This window comes from Micromonospora cathayae, from assembly GCF_028993575.1.
GTDB lineage: Bacteria > Actinomycetota > Actinomycetes > Mycobacteriales > Micromonosporaceae > Micromonospora > Micromonospora cathayae.
Genome location: NZ_CP118615.1, coordinates 5,644,511 through 5,661,552, shown reverse-complemented (window position 1 = coordinate 5,661,552; position 17,042 = coordinate 5,644,511). Strand labels below are relative to the sequence as shown.

Below are 17,042 nucleotides of genomic sequence, written 5' to 3'. Positions count from 1 at the left end.
GGCTGGTGCAGCCGGACCCGGCCCCACCAGCCGACCCCGCCCGAATGTCCGAGACCCAGTGAAAGATCGAGGAACACCGTGACCGTGACGGAACACGTCCGCCCCACCGTGGCCCCGGAGGCCGCCCAGGTGCTCTCCGCCGAGCAGCGGTACGCCGACGAGCTGGCCTTCCTGGCCGCGTACGACGACGGGGCCCGGCCGCCGGGCTGGGCGCTGACCCCGCGCGCCGTGGTCACCTTCATCCAGGGCAGCGACGGCGAGGCGCTGGCGCTGCCGGCCGACCGGCGGACCGGCCCGGGTGGCGTCGACCTGCCGGCCAGCATGACCATCGCCGCGAAGTTCGTCGGCGAACGCAGCCTGGTCGAACGGTGCGTGGTCACCCTCGCCGGGGAGCGGGGCCTGCTGCTGGTCGGTGAGCCCGGCACCGCCAAGTCGATGCTCTCGGAGCTGCTGGCCGCCGCGGTCTGCGGCACCAGCGCGCTGACCGTGCAGGGCACCGCCGGTACCACCGAGGACGCCTTCCGGTACGGCTGGAACTACGCGCTGCTGCTCGCCCAGGGCCCCACCCCGCAGGCCCTGGTCGACTCGCCGGTGCTGACCGCGATGCGGACCGGGCGGGTCGCCCGGATCGAGGAGGTCACCCGCTGCCTGCCCGAGGTGCAGGACGCTCTGGTGTCCATCCTGTCCGACCGGCGGATGAACGTGCCGGAGCTGGCCGGCACCGGGGACGGCCTGATCCGGGCGACGCCCGGGTTCACCGTGATCGCCACCGCCAACCTGCGCGACCGGGGGGTGTCGGAGATGTCCTCGGCGCTCAAGCGCCGGTTCAACTTCGAGACCGTGCACCCGATCGGGGACGCGGACACCGAGACCGACCTGGTCCGTCGGCAGGCCACCGCCGCCGTCCAGCGCGCCGGCGCGCCGTACGCGGTGGACGACGCGGTGCTGGACGCCCTGGTCACCGTGTTCCGGGACCTGCGGACCGGCCGGTCGGGCGAGGGCTGGGACGTGGAACGGCCCGGCACCGTGATGTCCACCGCCGAGGCGGTGCAGGTGGCGGCGTCGCTGGGGCTGGCCGCCGCGTTCCTCCCCGGCTCGGACCCGCTCGACCTGGTCCCCGGGCATCTGCTCGGGGTGGTCCGCAAGGACGACGAGAACGACCACGCCCGGCTGCTCGGCTACTGGGACGGTCCGGTCCGCCGGCGCGCCGAGGACGGCTCGGCGATGTGGCGTCGGCTCTGGGACCTGCGGGCGAGCCTGCGGTGACGCCGCCGTCCCGGGTGGCCGCCGTGCCGGCCACCGAACCCGCCGTGGCCGGTCGATCCGGCGCCGACCCAGCGGCGAACGGCCGGTCCGCCGTCGACCCGCGGGTCGTGGTCGACGCGCTCGCCCGTTCCGTCCGGCCGTACCTGATCGGGGTGCGGCACCACAGTCCCGCGCTGGCGGCGGTGGTGCCCGCCCTGCTGGACGCCGCCGGGGCCGAGGTGGTCGCCGTCGAGCTGCCGGCGGACTTCCAGCACTGGCTGCCGTACCTGTCCGATCCGGCCGCCCGGGCCCCGCTCGCCGTGGTGGGCAGCCACGGTACGGACGGGCCGATGGGCTTCTACCCGTTCGCCGACTTCTCGCCGGAGCTGGCCGCGATCCGCTGGGCCCGGCAGCGCGGCGTCGAGGTCGTCTGCTGCGACCTGCCGCTGGCCGATCCCGGGTGGTCCGCCCCCGGGGCGACCACCGACCCGGACCCGACGGTCGGTCCGGACCCGACGGTCGGTCCGGGCACCGGGGACGACGCCGCCCCGGGTGCGGGTGGCCCGCGCCGGTCCGGCTACGCCACCGCGCTCGGTGCCAGCGGCACCGGCCGCGACGGCGACGACCTGTGGGACCGGGTGGTCGAGGTACGCGCCCCGGGCTGCCCACCGGAGGCGGTCCGCCGGGCCGCCCTCGGGGTGGGCTGGGCGATGCGTACCGACAGCGCCAGCGGTGACGGCGTACCGGCCCGGGACCTGGCCCGTGAGGAGCACATGCGCCGGGTGCTGGCCGGGGCCGGTGCGGACGGCCGGCGGGTCGCCGCCGTTGTCGGCGCCTTCCACGCCCCGGCCCTGCTCGCCGCCGGGTCGTCCGGCACCGTCCCCGACGCCGATCCGGCCGGGTCGACCGGCGGCCCGCTGGGCGGCGCCGTGGACCGGTCGCCCGGCCCGGCCGGTGGAACGGCAGCACGGGCCGGTGGGAACGCCGTGGTCACCTCGCTGGTGCCGTACGCGTTCGACCTGCTCGACTCCCGTTCCGGCTACCCGGCCGGGATCCGTGACCCGCGCTGGCAGCAGTCCGTGCTCGCCGCCGCCGGTGACCCGGACCGGATCCGGGCCGCCGCGGCCCGGGCGGTCACCGACGTGTGCCGGGAACTCCGCGCCGCCGGCCACACCGCCGGCACCGGTGAGGCCGCCGAAGCGGTCCGGTTGGCCGACGACCTGGCCCGGCTGCGCGGCCTGCCCGCGCCCGGCCGGGGCGAGGTGCTGGAGGCGGTGACCACCGTGCTCGGTCAGGGCGAGCTGCTCGGCCGGGGCCGGGCGCTGGCCCGCGCCCTGGAGTCGGTGCTGGTCGGCGCGGACCGGGGCCGGACCGCGCCCGGTACGCCCCGCTCCGGGCTCGGCCCGTCCGTCGAGGCGGCGCTCGCCGCGCTGCGGCTGCCCCACCCGGCCAGCCCGAAGGCCCGCGAGGTCCGGCTGGACCCGCTGCGCACCGATCTGGACAGCCGGCGGGAGATCCTGCTGCACCGGCTGCACGTCTGCGGCGTCGGCTACGGCGAACCGGTCGCGGTGGCCGGCACCGGTGACGGGGCCGCCCTGACCACCCGCTGGCAGCTGGCCTGGACCCCGTCGGTGGCGGCCCGCCTGGACCTGGTCGGGGTACGCGGGGTGACCGCGGCGCTGGCCGCCGCCGGCACCCTGCGGGAGCGGTTCCGCCGGGAGGTCGCCGACGGTGGGCCCACCGCCGCGCAGCTGCTCACCGGGCTCCGGGACGCCGCCCGGTGCGACCTGCCCGAGCTGGTCACCGACCGGCTCGACCTGGCCGCCGTGGTGCTGCCCGGCTCCGGTACCCTGCCCGAACTGCTGACCGCGCTGGACCTGCTGGCGGCGCTGCGCCGGGAACATTTGCCCGGCACCACCGCCGCCAGCCGGGACCGGGCCGGCGAGCTGGCCGTGGTCCTGCTGGACGCGGCGGTCCGGGGGTTGCCCGGCCTGGCCGGCAGCGACGCCACGGACGACGCCGCCGCCCTGGTCGACCTGGCGGTCCGGGCCGGCCAGGACCGGATCGGCCTGCGGTTGGACGACGCGCTCGACCAGCTGGCCCGGTCGGGTTCGTCGCTGATGCAGGGCGCGGCCCTGGCCGCCCGGGTGCTGCTCGACCTGACCGACCTGGCGACCCTGGGCACCCGGATCGCCGGCGGGATCGACGCGGCCACCGGACCGGACAGCCGTCGGCACCTGCACCGGATGCTCGGCGGGCTGCTCACCGCCGCGCACCCGCTGTTGCAGTCCGCGCCCGCCGCGCTGGACCCGCTGCTGGAGCGGATCGAGCGGCTCACCGACACCGGCTTCCTGGACCGGCTGCCGGCCCTGCGGGGCGGGTTCGACGTGCTCACCCCGGCGGCCCGGGACCGGCTGCTGGACGCCGTCGCCGAACGGCTGGGCGACCGGATCGACGTGACCCTGTCCGCCCCGCCCGAGCTGCTGGCCCGGTGGGCCGCCGCCGACGCGGCCGGCCGGGCCGCCCTGCTCGCCCGGGGACTGCCGATCCCGGATCCACCGTCCCGGACCGCCGGGGCCGCCACCGACCGGCCCCGCCGGCCGTCGGCGGCAGCGGACACGGACCCGGTCAGCGAGGTACGCGCCGCCGTCACCGACCCGGCCCCGCCGCCGACTCCGGCGGTCACCGACCCGGCCCCGCCGCCGGCCTCCGGGCTCGCACCGGCGGACCGGTGGCGGCTGCTGCTCGGCCGTCAGCCCGACCGGCTGCCGGCCGACGCCCGCCGCTACGCCCGCGCCCTCGACGAGCTGTACGGGGCGGGGCGGGGCGAGGGCGGCATCGACCTCGGTACCGGGGCGGGCGGCGGCCAGGAGGCGTCCTTCCCGACCGCCCGGGAGTGGGCCGACGAACTGGAGGCCCTGTTCGGCAGACCGGTCCGCGAGGAGGTGATCGCCCGGGCCGCCGAGCACGGTCGCCTCGACGTGCTGGCCGAACTCGACCCGGCCGCGGTACGCCCCTCGGTGGAGTTGCTGACCTCGGTGCTGTCGCTGGCCGGTGGCCTGCCCGAGGCGAAGCTGGCCGCACTGCGCCCGCTGGTCCGGCGGCTGGTCGAGGAGCTGACCGCCCAGTTGGCGAACCGGGCGCGTCCGGCGTTGACCGGGCTGACCAGCCCACGTCCGTCCCGCCGGCCCGGCGGCCGGATCAACCTGGACCGTACGCTGCGGGCGAACCTGGCGCACACCCGTCGGCTCGGCGACGGCCGGACGGTGGTGGTGCCGGAACGCCCGGTCTTCCACACCCGGACCCGTCGGGAGGCCGACTGGCGGCTGGTGCTGGTGGTCGACGTGTCCGGCTCGATGGAGGCGTCGGTGGTGTGGTCGGCGCTGACCGCCGCCGTGCTGGCCGGGGTGCCCAGCCTGTCCACCCACTTCCTCGCCTTCTCCACCGAGGTCGCCGACCTGACCGGCCGGGTCGACGATCCGTTGTCGCTGCTGCTGGAGGTACGGGTCGGCGGCGGCACGCACATCGCCGCCGGACTGGCCCACGCCCGCTCGCTGGTGACGGTGCCGAGCCGCACCATCGTCGCGGTGGTCAGCGACTTCGAGGAGGGCTACCCGCTGGCCGGGCTGCTCGGCGAGGTCCGCGCGCTGGCGTCGGCCGGGGTGCACCTGCTGGGCTGCGCCGCGCTGAACGACCGCGGGGTGCCCTGCTACTCGGTACCGGTCGCCGAACAGCTCGTCGCGGCCGGGATGCCGGTCGCCGCTCTCAGCCCGCTCGAACTCGCCCGCTGGGTGGGCGACCGTGTCCGCGGAGGATCACGTTGACGAACCGTACCCCTGTCGTGCCGGACACCGACCGGTTGCCGCCGGTGTCACCGGCAGTGACCACGGCGGCGGTGGCGGCCCTGCCGTCCCGGCTGCGCCGGCGGCTGGACGAGGCCGTGGAACGGCTGGCCGGGGTGCCGGTCGGGCGGGTCGACGGCGGGCTGTCGCTCGACTGTGGTCCGGAGGCCCGGGTCACCCTGAGCGCCGGGGCGACCGGCGTGGTCACCGACCCGGAGCAGGCCCGGTGCAGCTGTCTGCTGGCCCCCCGCTGCCTGCACCGGGCGGCGGTCCTGGTCGCCTGCCCGGTCGCCGACCCGGCCGACCATCCCGGGCCACCGTTCGCCGACCCGTCCACGTCGGACAGTCTCGGGCCGGCCGCCGGGCGGTCGGACCGAGCCGGTCGGACCGGCCCGGCGGGATCGGCCGCGCGGGTCGGCACGGGTGAGCGGACCGCGCGGGCGGGCACGGCCGGTCCGGCCGCCGCCGGCACCGGACCCGGTGGCGGGCCGACGAAGGCACAACGGGCCGCCGCCGACGCGCTCTGGCGGGCCGCCGCCGTGGTGCTCGTCAGCGGTGTACCGGCCGCCGGCGCGGTGCCCCGGACCGACCTGCTCCGGGCCGCGCACGGTGCCCGGCTGGCCGGCCTGCCCCGGGCCGAGAGCGCCGCGCTGCGTGTGGTCCGTGGCCTGCGCGCGCACCGGGACCGGCAGGCCGGCCGCCGGCTCGCCGACCTGGTCGAGGTGTTGCACGACCTGCTGTACGTGGCCGGTCGGCTGGCTGCCGGCGATCCCGACCCGGCGCTGGTCGGCGTGCTCCGCCGGGCCTACCAGCCGGACGGCACGCTGGAGGTGTACGGCGTCTGCCGGGAACCGGTGATCAGCGCGACCGGGTACGCCGGCGTGGTCACCCACCTGGTCGCCGCCGACGGGCGTCGGCTCTCGTTCGGGGACGTGCGACCGGGCGGACCGGCCCGCGCCCGGGACTGCGCGCGGGCCGTCACCGAGATGGGCGCGGTGGCGGTCGACCACGCGGCGCTGGCCCGGGGTGGTCTGCGGGTCACCGGTACCACCATCTCCCCGGACGGCCGGCTGGGTGCCGGCGCGCGGGTCCGGGCCACCCCGCTCGCCGGGACGGACTGGTCCACCGGTCCACTGGCGGAGCTGTTCGCCCGTCCGCTCGCCGACGTGGTGGCCGCGCAGCTCACCGTCGACGACCCGGAGGATCCGGGCCGGGCCGGTACCGCGCTGCTCGGTGCCGACCTGCTCGTGCTCGGCGCGGCGGGCGACCGGGTGCTGGCCCGCGAGCTTGCCCCCGGCGTCGGGGCGGACCGGCTGCCGGTGCCGGACGGGCCGCTGCTGCGCCTGGTGCCGGCCGACCCGCATCCGGCGCTGGCCCACGTGACCAACCTGCGGCGGCTGGCCTCCCGGCCGGGCCTGCGGATCCGGGTGGTCGGCCGGCTGGACCCGGACCGGGCCGGCACGCTGCGTCCGCTCGCCGTCGGCGCGGTGCCCGGTGCCGCCGTGACGCTGCGGCTGCCGGCGCAGTGGCACGGCCGGGCGGACCTGGGCTACGACCAGATCCAGGGTGGTCACCTGCCGGCACGCGAGGAGGCCGGGACGCCCGGACCGGTGGCCGCCGACGACACCGACCTGCTCGCGGAGTCGCCGCTGTGGCGGGTCCGTCGGCTGGTCGAGTTGGCGGTCTCCGGCGGTCGGCGGGCGGTCGCCGAGGCGACCCGGGACGAGACCGCCGCGCTGACCGGCCCGCTGCGTGGGGCCGGCTTCACCACCGCCGCCGGGCTGGCGTCGGCGCTGGTGGCGGAGGCGGACCGGCGTGGCCGGGACGCGTTCGGCCGGCTCGCCGACCCCGACCCGGACCGGTACGCCTGGGCCTGGCTCGCCGCTGCCGCCCACCTCGCCGCCACCGAGCGGGAGCTGATCCGGTCCTCCTGGACGGCCACGTCGGTCGGTTGACCGGGCCGGGCGGCGGGGCCGGGGGAGCCCGCGCCGACGGGCGCGTCCATGGCACCTGTCCCGATCACCCGTCGGCCAGGTCGGGGCGGTGGCCCACCCGACGCTCCACGGGTGTCCGGACGGGACACCCGTGGGGTGGCGCGGGGGCGGGCCACCGGATCGGTTGCCGGGGCCTGTCCGGGACGTCGCAGGTCCCGCCAGTTCGGACCATGGACGGCCGGCGATCGCCCTTGATCTAATCCGGTCGCCGGTACGGCCCACGGCCGTGGATCCGCGAACCCTAGGAGAGCCACCATGACTGTCCCGCCGCGTGTCGCGATCGTGACCGGTGGTGCCCACGGTATCGGCCGGCGGATCGTGGAACGGTTGGCGGCGGACGGTTTCTCGGTGGTGCTCAACTACGTCACCAGCAAGGACGACGCGGAGCGAATCGTGTCGACGATCGTCGCCGCCGGGGGAGACGCCGTCGCGGTGCGGGCCGACGTCGCCGACGAGGTGGCGGTGGCGGAGCTGTTCGACGTCGCCGAGCGGACGTACGGCGGGATCGACGTCGTGGTGCACGCGGCCGGGGTGGCCTCCCACGCGCTGCTGACCGAGCTGGACCTGGCCGAACTGGACCGGGTGCACCGGACCAACGTGCGCGGCACCTTCGTCGTCGACCAGCAGGCGGCGCGTCGGGTCCGGTCCGGCGGGGCGATCGTCAACATCTCCAGTACGACGCCCCGGCTCTCCCAGCCCGGCTACGCCGCCTACGCGTCCAGCAAGGCCGCGGTGGACGCGATCACCCTGATCCTGGCCCGGGAGCTGGCCGGACGCGACGTCACCGTGAACGCGGTCGCGCCCGGTGCCACGGCGACCGCGCTGTTCCTGGCCGGCAAGGACGAGCAGACGATCGCCCGGATAGCGGCGTCGTCCCCGATGAACCGGCTGGGGGATCCGGCCGACACCGCCGAGGTGGTGGCCTTCCTGGCCGGCCCGGCCCGTTGGATCAACGGTCAGGTGGTGTACGTCAACGGGGGAGCCGCCTGATCGTCGATGGTTCCGGGTGGCGTTCCCCATTCCTTCCGACCGGACGGTAGCATTGTGGGGCTGTGCACGGGATAGGAGGCCACCAATGGCGCGTGCCACGTCCACCCGGCCGGAGTCGACCCGGCGTCGGCAACGTTGGCCGGACGGCTACGACCCGGAGAACACCCGCAAGTCGCTGATCGCCAGCGCGCTGGAGCTGTTCGAGAAGCGTGGCTTCGACCGTACGTCGGTGCAGGAGATCGCAGACCGGGCCCGGCTCACCAAGGGCGCCTTCTACCACCACTTCGAGAGCAAGGACGACCTGCTGCGGCACATCCAGGAGGAGTACCTGGAGGCGCAGCTCGCCGCGATCCAGAAGATCGAGGCCGACAGCGACGACCCGAAGGTCCGGGTGGCCGAGCTGATCCGGTTCAGCCTGACCAGCGTGGCCGAGTACCGGGCGCACGTGACGATCTTCTACCAGGAGCGGCGGAACCTCACCGCGGACCTGTTCGCCGAGGTGACCCGCAAGCGTGGGGTGGTGGAGTCGGCGTTCGCCGGGATGATCGCCGACGGTGTCACCCGGGGGGTGTTCCGCGCCGACGTCGACCCGCGTATCGCCACCTTCGGGCTGGTGGGCATGTGTGCCTGGGCGTACCAGTGGCTCAACGTCGGCGGTCCGCTCAGCGTGGACGAGGTGGCGCGTCAGTTCAGCGCGATGGTCCTGGAGGGGCTGTCCGCCTGAGCCCGCCAGCCCCGGCCGGTCCGCCAGCCCCGGCCGGTCCACCCGCCCCGACGCTCCGCCCGGAGCTGACCGCCCGGAGCTGACCGCCCGGAGCTGACCGCCGGCGGCTGACCGGCCGGGAATCAGTCGGCGAGGAGCTGGCGGGCCATCACGACCCGCTGCACCTGGTTGGTGCCCTCGTAGATCTGGGTGATCTTCGCGTCCCGCATCATCCGCTCCAGCGGGAAGTCCCGGGTGTAGCCGTAGCCGCCGAGCAGTTGTACCGCGTCGGTGGTGATCCGCATCGCCGCGTCCGAGGCGAAGCACTTCGCCGCCGCGCCGAAGTAGGTCAGGTCCGGCTCGCCGCGCTCGGACTTCCCGGCCGCGGCGTAGGTGAGCTGGCGGGCCGCCTCGAGGGTCATGCCCATGTCCGCGAGCATGAACTGGATGCCCTGGAAGTCGGCGATCGGGCGGCCGAACTGGCGGCGTTCCCGCACGTAGCCCAGCGCGTGGTCGAGCGCGCCCTGGGCGATGCCGACCGCCTGCGCGGCGATGGTGACCCGGGTGTGGTCCAGGGTCCGCATCGCGGTGGCGAAGCCGGTGCCCGGCGCGCCGATGATCCGGTCCGCCGGGATGCGGACGTTGTCCAGGTACACCTCGCGGGTGGGAGAGCCCTTGATGCCCAGCTTCTTCTCGGGCGCGCCGAAGCTGACCCCGGGGTCGGAGCGTTCCACCACGAACGCGGAGATGCCCCGGGACCGCGCGGACGGGTCGGTGACGGCGAAGACGGTGTAGTACTCGCTCAGGCCGGCGTTGGTGATCCAGCGCTTGACGCCGTTGAGCACCCAGGTGTCGCCGTCGCGTTCGGCCCGGGTCCGCATGCCGGCGGCGTCGCTGCCGGCCTCCGGCTCGGAGAGGCAGTACGAGAACATCGCCTCGCCCCGGGCGACCGGTGGCAGGTACCGCTGCCGGAGCGGCTCGTCGCCGGCCAGCAGCAGCGGCATGGTGCCCAGCTTGTTGCCGGCCGGGACGAGCGACGAGCAGGCGCAGGCGCGGGCGACCTCCTCGATGACGATCGCGGTGGCGAGGGCGTCCGCGCCGGCGCCGCCGTACGCGGCGGGGATGTGCGGCGCGTGGAAGTCGGCGGCGCGCAGCGCGTCGTAGGACGCCTGGGGGAACTCGGCGGTCTCGTCGGCGGCGGCGGCGTGCGGGGCGACCTTGGCGTCGCACACCGCGCGCACGGCCTCCCGGACCGCCGCGTGCTCCTCGGGCAGTTGGTACGCCTCGAACACCACGAACCCCCTCGTCGACGACCTGTCCGCGAGAGAATACCATCCGGTCGGTATGAAACGCTCCCCTTGAGTTCGTCGCCCCTGCCGTGGTAAATACCTTCCAGTCGGTATGTAGGGGGCCCCTGGTGACACGTGCTGTCCGGGCGGGAATGGACTTCGTCTCCGCGCTCGACCGGGGGAGCCTCGGTGGCCTGGCCCGCCTGTGCGCCCCCGGCGCGACCTGGTGGGTCGACACCGGGCCGGACCGCCGTGGCGGCGACCCGGACCTCGCGCCGACCGGCAGCGGCCGGTTCCCGCTGCACGGCGTCCTGCGGATGGACGACAAGCTCGCCCTGATGCGCGACCTCGGGCCGACCGCGTTCCCCACCGGCTGCCGCCAGATCCCGCGCCGGATCGTCGCCGGTGACGACTGGTGCGTCATCGAGGTCGAGGGGTACGGCGTACACGCCAGCGGCCTCGAGTACGCCAACCGGTACGGGTTCGTGTTCGACGTCGACCCGTCCGGTGCCGTCGTCTCCGTCCGCGAGTACCTCGACACCATCCACGCCCAGCAGGTGGTGGGCGGTGGCGAGCCGGTACCCCGCAGCAGCCTGGACGCCCCGGCGGCCCGCCCCGACCGCTACCCCGGGCCGGACGAGCCGGCGGCCCGCCCCGCGCCCGACCCCGGCGACGCGCCCCCGGCGGTGACGACGGCCCTGGCGATGTGGCCGGCCCTGGCCGGCGGCGACCTCGACGCCTTCGGGGCCCTGTTCACCGAAGACGCCACCTGGTGGACCGACACCGGCCGGAACCGCGACCTCGGCCGGCCGCACCGCCGGGGCGACATCGACGCCAACGGCCCGTTCCACGGCACCGTCACCATCACCGCGAAACTCGCCGCCATGCGGGCCCGGCTCGCCACCGGCGGCTACCGGTCGGCGGCCGTCACGGTGACCCCGCACCGCTGGATCGCCGACGACACCCTGGTCGCCGTGGAGGCCAGCGGCGACGCCACCCTCGCCGACGGCTCCCGCTACCAGAACCGGTACCTCTGGGTGGTCGACGTCCGGGCCGACGGCATCGCCGGGGTGCGCGAGTACTGCGACACCCTGCACATCGCCGACCTGATGGGCTACCACGCGGAGGTCGGCCGATGACCCTGCCGTTCACCGACCTGAACCACGTGCTGACCACCACCCGGTCGGTCCGGCTCCGCCTCGACCTCGACCGCCCGGTGCCGATCGGGGTGGTCGGCGAGTGCCTCCAGCTCGCCCTCCAGGCGCCCACCGGCGGTGCCGCCGAGGACTGGCGGTGGGTCGTGGTCGGCGACCCGACCCTGCGGGCCGAACTCGGGAAGCTCTACCACGCCGCCTACCTGGAGCACGTCCACGCGCCGCTGCACAGCGCGGCGGGCGCGGAGAGCAGCACCGTGAAGGGCCGCCTCGGCGGGGTCGACGCGGACGGCGCGGTCAGCCCCCGGACCGCCCGGATCCTGCGGGGCGCGGAACACCTGGCGAACACCATCGGCCGGGCACCGTACCTGGTCATCCCGTGCGCGACCCGGCCCAACCCGGCCACCGGCGGCCCCGGCACCAACTCCGCCGTCTACGGCTCGCTGTATCCGGCGATCTGGCAGTTCAACCTGGCGCTGCGGGCCCGGGGCCTCGGCACCGTCATCACCACCCTGCACCTGCACCACGCCGCCCGCGCCGCCGAACTGCTCGGCATCCCCGACGACGCGCTCCAGATCACCATGCTCCCGGTCGCCTACACCGTCGGCACCGACTTCCGGCCCGCCGCCCGCCGCCCGGTGAACGCCGTCGCCTACCTCGACCGCTGGGGAACCCCGCTGCCGTACCAGGACAAACCCGTCGACCGCCTCACGGGAGAGGACCCCGGATGAGCACCAGAGTGATCACCGACATCGACGAGGTGCTGACCACCACCCGCGCGGTACGGCACCGGATGGACTTCGACCGGCCGGTCGGCCGGGCCGTCGTCGAGGAGTGCCTGCGGATCGCGCAGCAGGCGCCGATGGGCTCCAACCTCGAGGACTGGCGCATCGTCGCGGTCGACGACCCCACCCTCAAACGCAAGCTGTCCGAGCTGTACACCGAGATCTGGTACCAGACCGTGGAGCGGCCGCTGGCCGACGGCGAGGCGGCGACCACCACCCGGCTGTCGCCGACCGTCCGCGCCGACCCGGCGTCCCAGGCCCGGCAGGCCCGCATCCTGCGCGCGGTGAAACACCTGGTCGACCACCTCGAACAGGTACCCGTCCTGGTGGTGCTGTGCAGCACCAAGCCGTTGCCGGAGAAGCCGGTCGGCGGCACCGCGTCCGGCTACTACGGCTCGATCTTCCCGTTCGCCTGGTCCTTCCAGCTCGCGCTGCGCTCCCGGGGCCTCGGCTCGGTGATGGCCACCGCCCTGGCCCACAAGGCCAGTCGGGTCCAGGCGGTGCTCGGCCTGCCCGCCGACTGGCGGCCGATCACCCTGCTCCCGGTGGCCTACACCCGGGGTGTCGACTTCCGCCCCGCCGCCCGGGCCGACCTGGCGGAGGTGGCGTTCTGGAACGGCCCCACCGAACCGGCCGGATCCACCCGGCCAGGTCCGCCCGCCGACGGCCAGCCGGCGTCGGCATGAGAGCCGCCTACCTGGTCGAGCCGTCCGCCGACCACCCGGTCGAGGCGATCCGGGTCGGCGACCTCCCCGCCCCGACCGCACCGCCCGGCTGGGTGCACGTCGACGTCCGGGCCGGCGCGCTGAACATGCACGACATCTGGACGCTGCGCGGTGTCGGACCCCGACCGCACGGCGGCCCGCACGTCATCGGCAGCGACGCCGCCGGGGTCGCCGACGGGCGGGAGGTGATCGTCTACCCCGTGCTGCCCACCGCGCCGAACGGCCGGACCGTCCCCCACGCCACCCTGCTGCCCGACGCCGGCCACGGGGTCCTCGCCGAGCGCATCGCCGTCCCGGCGCACCACCTCGTACCGAAGCCGGCCGGCCTGAGCTGGGCGGAGGCCGCCTGCCTGCCGACGGCCTGGCTGACCGCGTACCGGATGCTGTTCACCCGGACCACGGTCGGACCGGGACGGGTGGTGCTCGTCCAGGGCGCGGGCGGGGGAGTCGCCACCGCCGCGATCGGCCTGGCCACGGCGGCCGGTGCCACCGTGTTCGTCACCTCAAGGTCCCCGGCCAAGCGGGACCGGGCGCTCGCCCTCGGTGCCGCCGCCGCCCTGGACAGCGGCGACCGGGTGCCGGAACTCGCCGACGTCGTCGTGGAGACCGTCGGCCCGGCGACGTTCGGGCACTCGGTGCGCTCCACCAGGGCCGGCGGCACCATCGTGGTGTGCGGCGGCACCAGCGGCTTCACCGCCGACCTGGACCTGACCCGGCTGTTCGCCCGGGAGATCACCGTGCACGGGTCGACCATGGGCACCCTCGACGAGTTCCGCGCCCTGGTCGCGTTCGTCGACACCCACCTCGTCCGGCCCACCGTCGACAGCACCGTCGACCTCGCCGACGTCCGTACCCAGGCCGACCGGATGCTCGCCGGCACCGGGTTCGGCAAGCTCTGCGTGAGCCTGACGTGACCTCCGTCGAGGTCACCCGGCGCGGACCCGCCCTGTGGGCCCGGATCGACCGGCCCGGCGCCGCCAACGCCTGCGACAGCACCGTGCTGGCCGGTCTCGAACGGTGGCTGGCCGACGCCGCCGACCCCGGCGTACGGGTGCTCGTGCTGACCGGAACCGGCCGGAGCTTCTGCGCCGGCGCGGACCTGGCCGAGGCCACCGCCCTGCTCGGCGACCTGCCCGCGTTGCGGGCCTTCCTGGACCGGGGCCGCCGCCTGGTGCGCGGCATCCTGGCGGCCGGGGTGCCCACCGTCGCCGCGGTCAACGGGGCGGCCTTCGGTGGCGGGCTCGAACTGCTGCTCGCCTGCGACATCGCCGTCGCCGCCGACAGCGCCCGCCTCGGCGACCGGCACATCGCCGTCGGGCAGGTCCCCGGCTGGGGTTCCAGCGTCCTGCTGCCGCTGGCCGTCGGCCCGGCGCTGGCCCGCCGGCTGCTGCTCACCGGCGAGACCTGGTCGGCCGGCGAGGCCGCCCACCGGGGACTGGTCAGCGAGGTGGTCGCCGACGCGGAACTCGTCGGGCACGTCGACGTGCTGACCGACCGCATCGCGGCCCTCGACCCGGCGGCGGTGCGCCGGATGGTGCACCTGGCCCGGCCGACCGTCGCCGAGACGGCCTGGGACCGCGAGTGGCAGACCCTCACCGCCCACGTCGCGGCCCAGGCGGCAGCCCCACCCACCCCTCGTCCCCTGGAACGGAAGTGATCCACGACCATGCGAACCGCGCAGCGCACCACCGTGCGTACCCCGAGCGACCTGTTGGACCTGGTGGGGCAGTACCTGGGGGCCAGTGAACCCCAGGTGGTGACCCAGGAACAGGTCGACCGGTTCGCCGACGTCACCGGGGACCACCAGTGGATCCACGTCGACGTCGAGCGGGCCCGCTCCGGACCGTTCGGCACGACGATCGTGCACGGCTTCCTGACCCTGGCCCTGGTACCCCGGCTGCTCGCGGACATCCTGGAGGTGGAGACCTTCTCGATGGGGGTCAACTACGGGCTGGACCGGGTCCGGTTCATCCGCCCGCTGCCGCCGGGCGTGGCGATCCAGGGCACCGCGACGCTCGTCGCCGCCCAGCCGCTCGCCGCGGCCGGGGGCGGTCCGGGGGGCGTGCAGGCCAAGGCGTCGGTGGCCGTGGAGTTCGCCGACGAGTCGCAGCCCTGCTGCGTGGCGGAGATCCTGTTCCGCTACCACGACTGACACCGCCCGCCGCCGCCGGCGGCCCGGACGCGCAGCAGCCGGGCGGGGTCACCTTCCGGTGACCCCGCCCGGCTGTGTGCCTACTCGGCGATCGCGTCGGACGGGGCGACGAACCGGCCCCGGTAGAACGACAGCGCCGGCACGGTGGTCGGCTTCAGGTGCACGTGGTCGACGTCCAGCAGGATGATCACGTGGTCGCCGCTGGTGATCAGCTCGTCGCGCCGTCCGGCGAGGATCGCCGGTGTGCCGGGCAGCAGCGGGACCCCGTCCGGGCCGGGCACCCAGGACACCCCGTCGAGCTTCTCCGCGCCGGACAGGCCCGAGGTGGCGAACCGGCGGGCCACGTCCTCCTGGTTCTGGCTCAGGATGTGGATGGCGATCCGGTCGGACGTGGTCAGCACCGGGAAGCTCGACGAGTGGCTGGTGACGCAGAACAGCACCTTCGCCGGGCGCAGCGAGACCGAGGTGAACGAGTTCACGGTCAGCGCGGCGACCGTACCGTCCGCGGTCACCGCGGTCACCGCGGTCACGCCGGTGGGGAAGTGCCCGCACACCTGACGGAACTCGGTGGTGTCGAACAGGGGCTCGGCCATCATCGGTTCACCGCCGGGTGGGAGGAGGGGTGTTCGCGGAGTCCGGCTTCGAGCTGGATGAGGCACAGGGTGTGCCCGCCGGGGTCCTTCACCAGGTGCAGCGGCCCGTGCGGGCTGTCGACCGGCCCGACGGTGGGCGTACCGCCCAACGCGGTGACCCGGGCCAGCGCGTCGTCCAGGGACGCGACGGCGAAGTAGGTGATCCACTTCGACGGGATGAGGTTGGGCCACTCGTTGTCCAGTTCGAGGACCCCGGCGACCGGGACGTCGTCGAGCATCAGCAGGGTGTACGGCCGGGCCGTCGGCGAGTCGCCGCGCTGCTCGGTGGTGTAGCCGAACAGCGCCTGGTAGTAGGCCACCGACCGGGCGGGTTCCCCGGTGTCCAGCTCGTTCCAGCACAGCGCGCCGACCGAGTTGAGCGTCTGGACCCCGGCGCGGGACTCGCCCTGGTAGAGCCCGAAGGCGGCGCCGAACGGGTCGATGACCGCCGCGCCGGTGCCGGCGGCGGGCAGGTAGCGCGGCGGGGTGACCAGCTCACCGCCGAGCGCGACCGCCTGCTGCGCGGACCGGGCGATGTCGTCGACCGCGAAGTAGGCGATCCAGCCCCGGGGCCGGCCGCCGTGCAGCGCGGTGGCGTCGGAGATGCCGGCCACGTCGTGTCCGTCGACGCTGCACATCCGGTAGGTGGTGGTGCCCAGCCGTTCGGGGCGGACCGTCCAGCCGAGCAGCGCGCTGTAGAAGGTGACGGCCTGCTCGGGGTCCGGGGTGCACAGCTCCACCCAGACGGCCTCGCCGGGCCTGAATCGTCGGCTCATCCGGACACCTCCGGTGCGGTCAGGCCCGCGACGATCGTGCGGGCCGAGATCTGGTACGCCTGGTCGGCGGTCCCGGTGGCCAGGCTGGACTCGACCACCTCGACCACCGCCCGCAGCGTCCGCCCCGGTACCGCCAGCAGCGCGTCGACCAGGGCGTCCACCGTGCGGTCGAGGTCCTCGTCGGCGACCACCTGGGCGACCAGCCCCCAGGCGAGCAGGTCGGCGGCGGTGGCGCTGGCCGCGCCGGTGAGCAGGTGGTAGGCGTGCGGCCGGGGAAGGGCCTGGGCGATGGTGTGGCCGACCCCGGCGGGCGCGAACCCGTAGCGGGCCTCGGGCAGCGACAGTCGGGCGTTCGCCCCGGCGACCGGCAGGTGCACCGCGCTGAGCAGGCCGGCACCGATCCCGACGACCTGTCCCCGGACACCGGCGACCACGGGCACCGGGAGTTGCCGGATGCGGCGCAGCGCGGCGTCGCTGGCGCGCAGCCCGGCCGCGACCGTCTCCTGTCCGGCATCGCGCAGGGCGGCGAAGGACCTGGTGTCCCAGCCGCCGCAGAAGTGCCGGCCGGCCATCTCGAGGTGGACGACCACGCAGTCCTCGTCGGCGGCGGCGGTTTCCAGGGTTCCGACGAGTTCGCCGAGCGTGGCGTCGTCGAGACAGTTGCCGCGTGCCGCGTTGTCGAAGCGGACGCGGGCGACGCGGCCGTCGTGCCCATGGGTGAGGGTGATGGTCACCGCGGTATCATACATACCGGT

Annotated in this window: 15 protein-coding genes; 11 read left to right on the top strand and 4 right to left on the bottom strand. The window is 75.5% G+C overall.

Going from position 1 to position 17,042, the window contains the following annotated elements:
• Positions 1 to 78: 78 nt before the first annotated feature.
• From PVK37_RS25010 to PVK37_RS24990, 5 genes are all read left to right on the top strand, one after another.
• Positions 79 to 1,266, top strand: a complete 1,188-nt coding sequence (locus PVK37_RS25010) for an ATP-binding protein (RefSeq protein WP_275030255.1) — start codon at positions 79 to 81, stop codon at positions 1,264 to 1,266.
• Positions 1,263 to 5,069, top strand: coding sequence for a vWA domain-containing protein (locus PVK37_RS25005; RefSeq protein WP_275030254.1), 3,807 nt, complete (start codon positions 1,263 to 1,265; stop codon positions 5,067 to 5,069). Before PVK37_RS25010 ends, PVK37_RS25005 begins: the two co-directional genes overlap by 4 nt.
• Positions 5,066 to 7,042: an SWIM zinc finger family protein gene (locus tag PVK37_RS25000; RefSeq protein ID WP_275030253.1), complete on the top strand. Its 1,977-nt coding sequence runs from the start codon at positions 5,066 to 5,068 to the stop codon at positions 7,040 to 7,042. Before PVK37_RS25005 ends, PVK37_RS25000 begins: the two co-directional genes overlap by 4 nt.
• 294 nt (positions 7,043 to 7,336) lie before the next feature.
• Entirely contained in the window at positions 7,337 to 8,071 is a 735-nt protein-coding gene (locus PVK37_RS24995) for an SDR family oxidoreductase (protein ID WP_275030252.1), read from the top strand.
• An 85-nt stretch (positions 8,072 to 8,156) separates the two neighbouring features.
• Positions 8,157 to 8,795, top strand: a complete 639-nt coding sequence (locus PVK37_RS24990) for a TetR/AcrR family transcriptional regulator (RefSeq protein WP_275030251.1) — start codon at positions 8,157 to 8,159, stop codon at positions 8,793 to 8,795.
• A gap of 122 nt (positions 8,796 to 8,917) precedes the next feature.
• Here PVK37_RS24990 and PVK37_RS24985 read toward each other — a convergent pair whose 3' ends face one another.
• On the bottom strand, positions 8,918 to 10,066 hold the full coding sequence (locus tag PVK37_RS24985) for an acyl-CoA dehydrogenase family protein (protein WP_275035225.1): 1,149 nt from the start codon (positions 10,064 to 10,066) through the stop codon (positions 8,918 to 8,920).
• Between the two features lie 125 nt (positions 10,067 to 10,191).
• Between PVK37_RS24985 and PVK37_RS24980 the strand changes: the two genes are divergently transcribed.
• From PVK37_RS24980 to PVK37_RS24955, 6 genes are read left to right on the top strand one after another with little or no spacing between them, the layout of a single operon-like run.
• The gene (locus tag PVK37_RS24980; protein ID WP_275030250.1) at positions 10,192 to 11,202 is read left to right on the top strand and encodes a nuclear transport factor 2 family protein; all 1,011 of its coding nucleotides are present in this window, start codon (positions 10,192 to 10,194) and stop codon (positions 11,200 to 11,202) included.
• Positions 11,199 to 11,948, top strand: coding sequence for a nitroreductase family protein (locus PVK37_RS24975; protein WP_275030249.1), 750 nt, complete (start codon positions 11,199 to 11,201; stop codon positions 11,946 to 11,948). The genes PVK37_RS24980 and PVK37_RS24975 overlap by 4 nt, the downstream gene beginning before the upstream one ends.
• Positions 11,945 to 12,688 (top strand): nitroreductase family protein, encoded by a 744-nt coding sequence (locus PVK37_RS24970; RefSeq protein WP_275030248.1) that lies wholly within the window; start codon positions 11,945 to 11,947, stop codon positions 12,686 to 12,688. Before PVK37_RS24975 ends, PVK37_RS24970 begins: the two co-directional genes overlap by 4 nt.
• Positions 12,685 to 13,641, top strand: a complete 957-nt coding sequence (locus tag PVK37_RS24965; RefSeq protein WP_275030247.1) for a zinc-binding dehydrogenase — start codon at positions 12,685 to 12,687, stop codon at positions 13,639 to 13,641. The genes PVK37_RS24970 and PVK37_RS24965 overlap by 4 nt, the downstream gene beginning before the upstream one ends.
• Entirely contained in the window at positions 13,638 to 14,384 is a 747-nt protein-coding gene (locus tag PVK37_RS24960) for an enoyl-CoA hydratase/isomerase family protein (RefSeq protein WP_275030246.1), read from the top strand. Before PVK37_RS24965 ends, PVK37_RS24960 begins: the two co-directional genes overlap by 4 nt.
• 9 nt (positions 14,385 to 14,393) lie before the next feature.
• The gene (locus tag PVK37_RS24955; RefSeq protein WP_275030245.1) at positions 14,394 to 14,879 is read left to right on the top strand and encodes a MaoC family dehydratase; all 486 of its coding nucleotides are present in this window, start codon (positions 14,394 to 14,396) and stop codon (positions 14,877 to 14,879) included.
• 80 nt (positions 14,880 to 14,959) lie between these two features.
• Here the strand turns inward: PVK37_RS24955 and PVK37_RS24950 are convergent, their stop codons facing one another.
• Genes PVK37_RS24950 through PVK37_RS24940 form a run of 3 tightly spaced genes read right to left on the bottom strand, consistent with a single transcriptional unit; the run spans position 14,960 to position 17,021 of the window.
• Positions 14,960 to 15,475 carry a flavin reductase family protein gene (locus PVK37_RS24950; protein WP_275030244.1) on the bottom strand — a complete coding sequence of 172 codons (516 nt, stop codon included), beginning with the start codon at positions 15,473 to 15,475 and terminating at the stop codon, positions 14,960 to 14,962.
• Positions 15,472 to 16,287, bottom strand: a complete 816-nt coding sequence (locus PVK37_RS24945; RefSeq protein ID WP_275030243.1) for a VOC family protein — start codon at positions 16,285 to 16,287, stop codon at positions 15,472 to 15,474. Before PVK37_RS24945 ends, PVK37_RS24950 begins: the two co-directional genes overlap by 4 nt.
• On the bottom strand, positions 16,284 to 17,021 hold the full coding sequence (locus PVK37_RS24940) for an enoyl-CoA hydratase/isomerase family protein (RefSeq protein WP_275030242.1): 738 nt from the start codon (positions 17,019 to 17,021) through the stop codon (positions 16,284 to 16,286). Before PVK37_RS24940 ends, PVK37_RS24945 begins: the two co-directional genes overlap by 4 nt.
• Positions 17,022 to 17,042 lie beyond the last annotated feature (21 nt).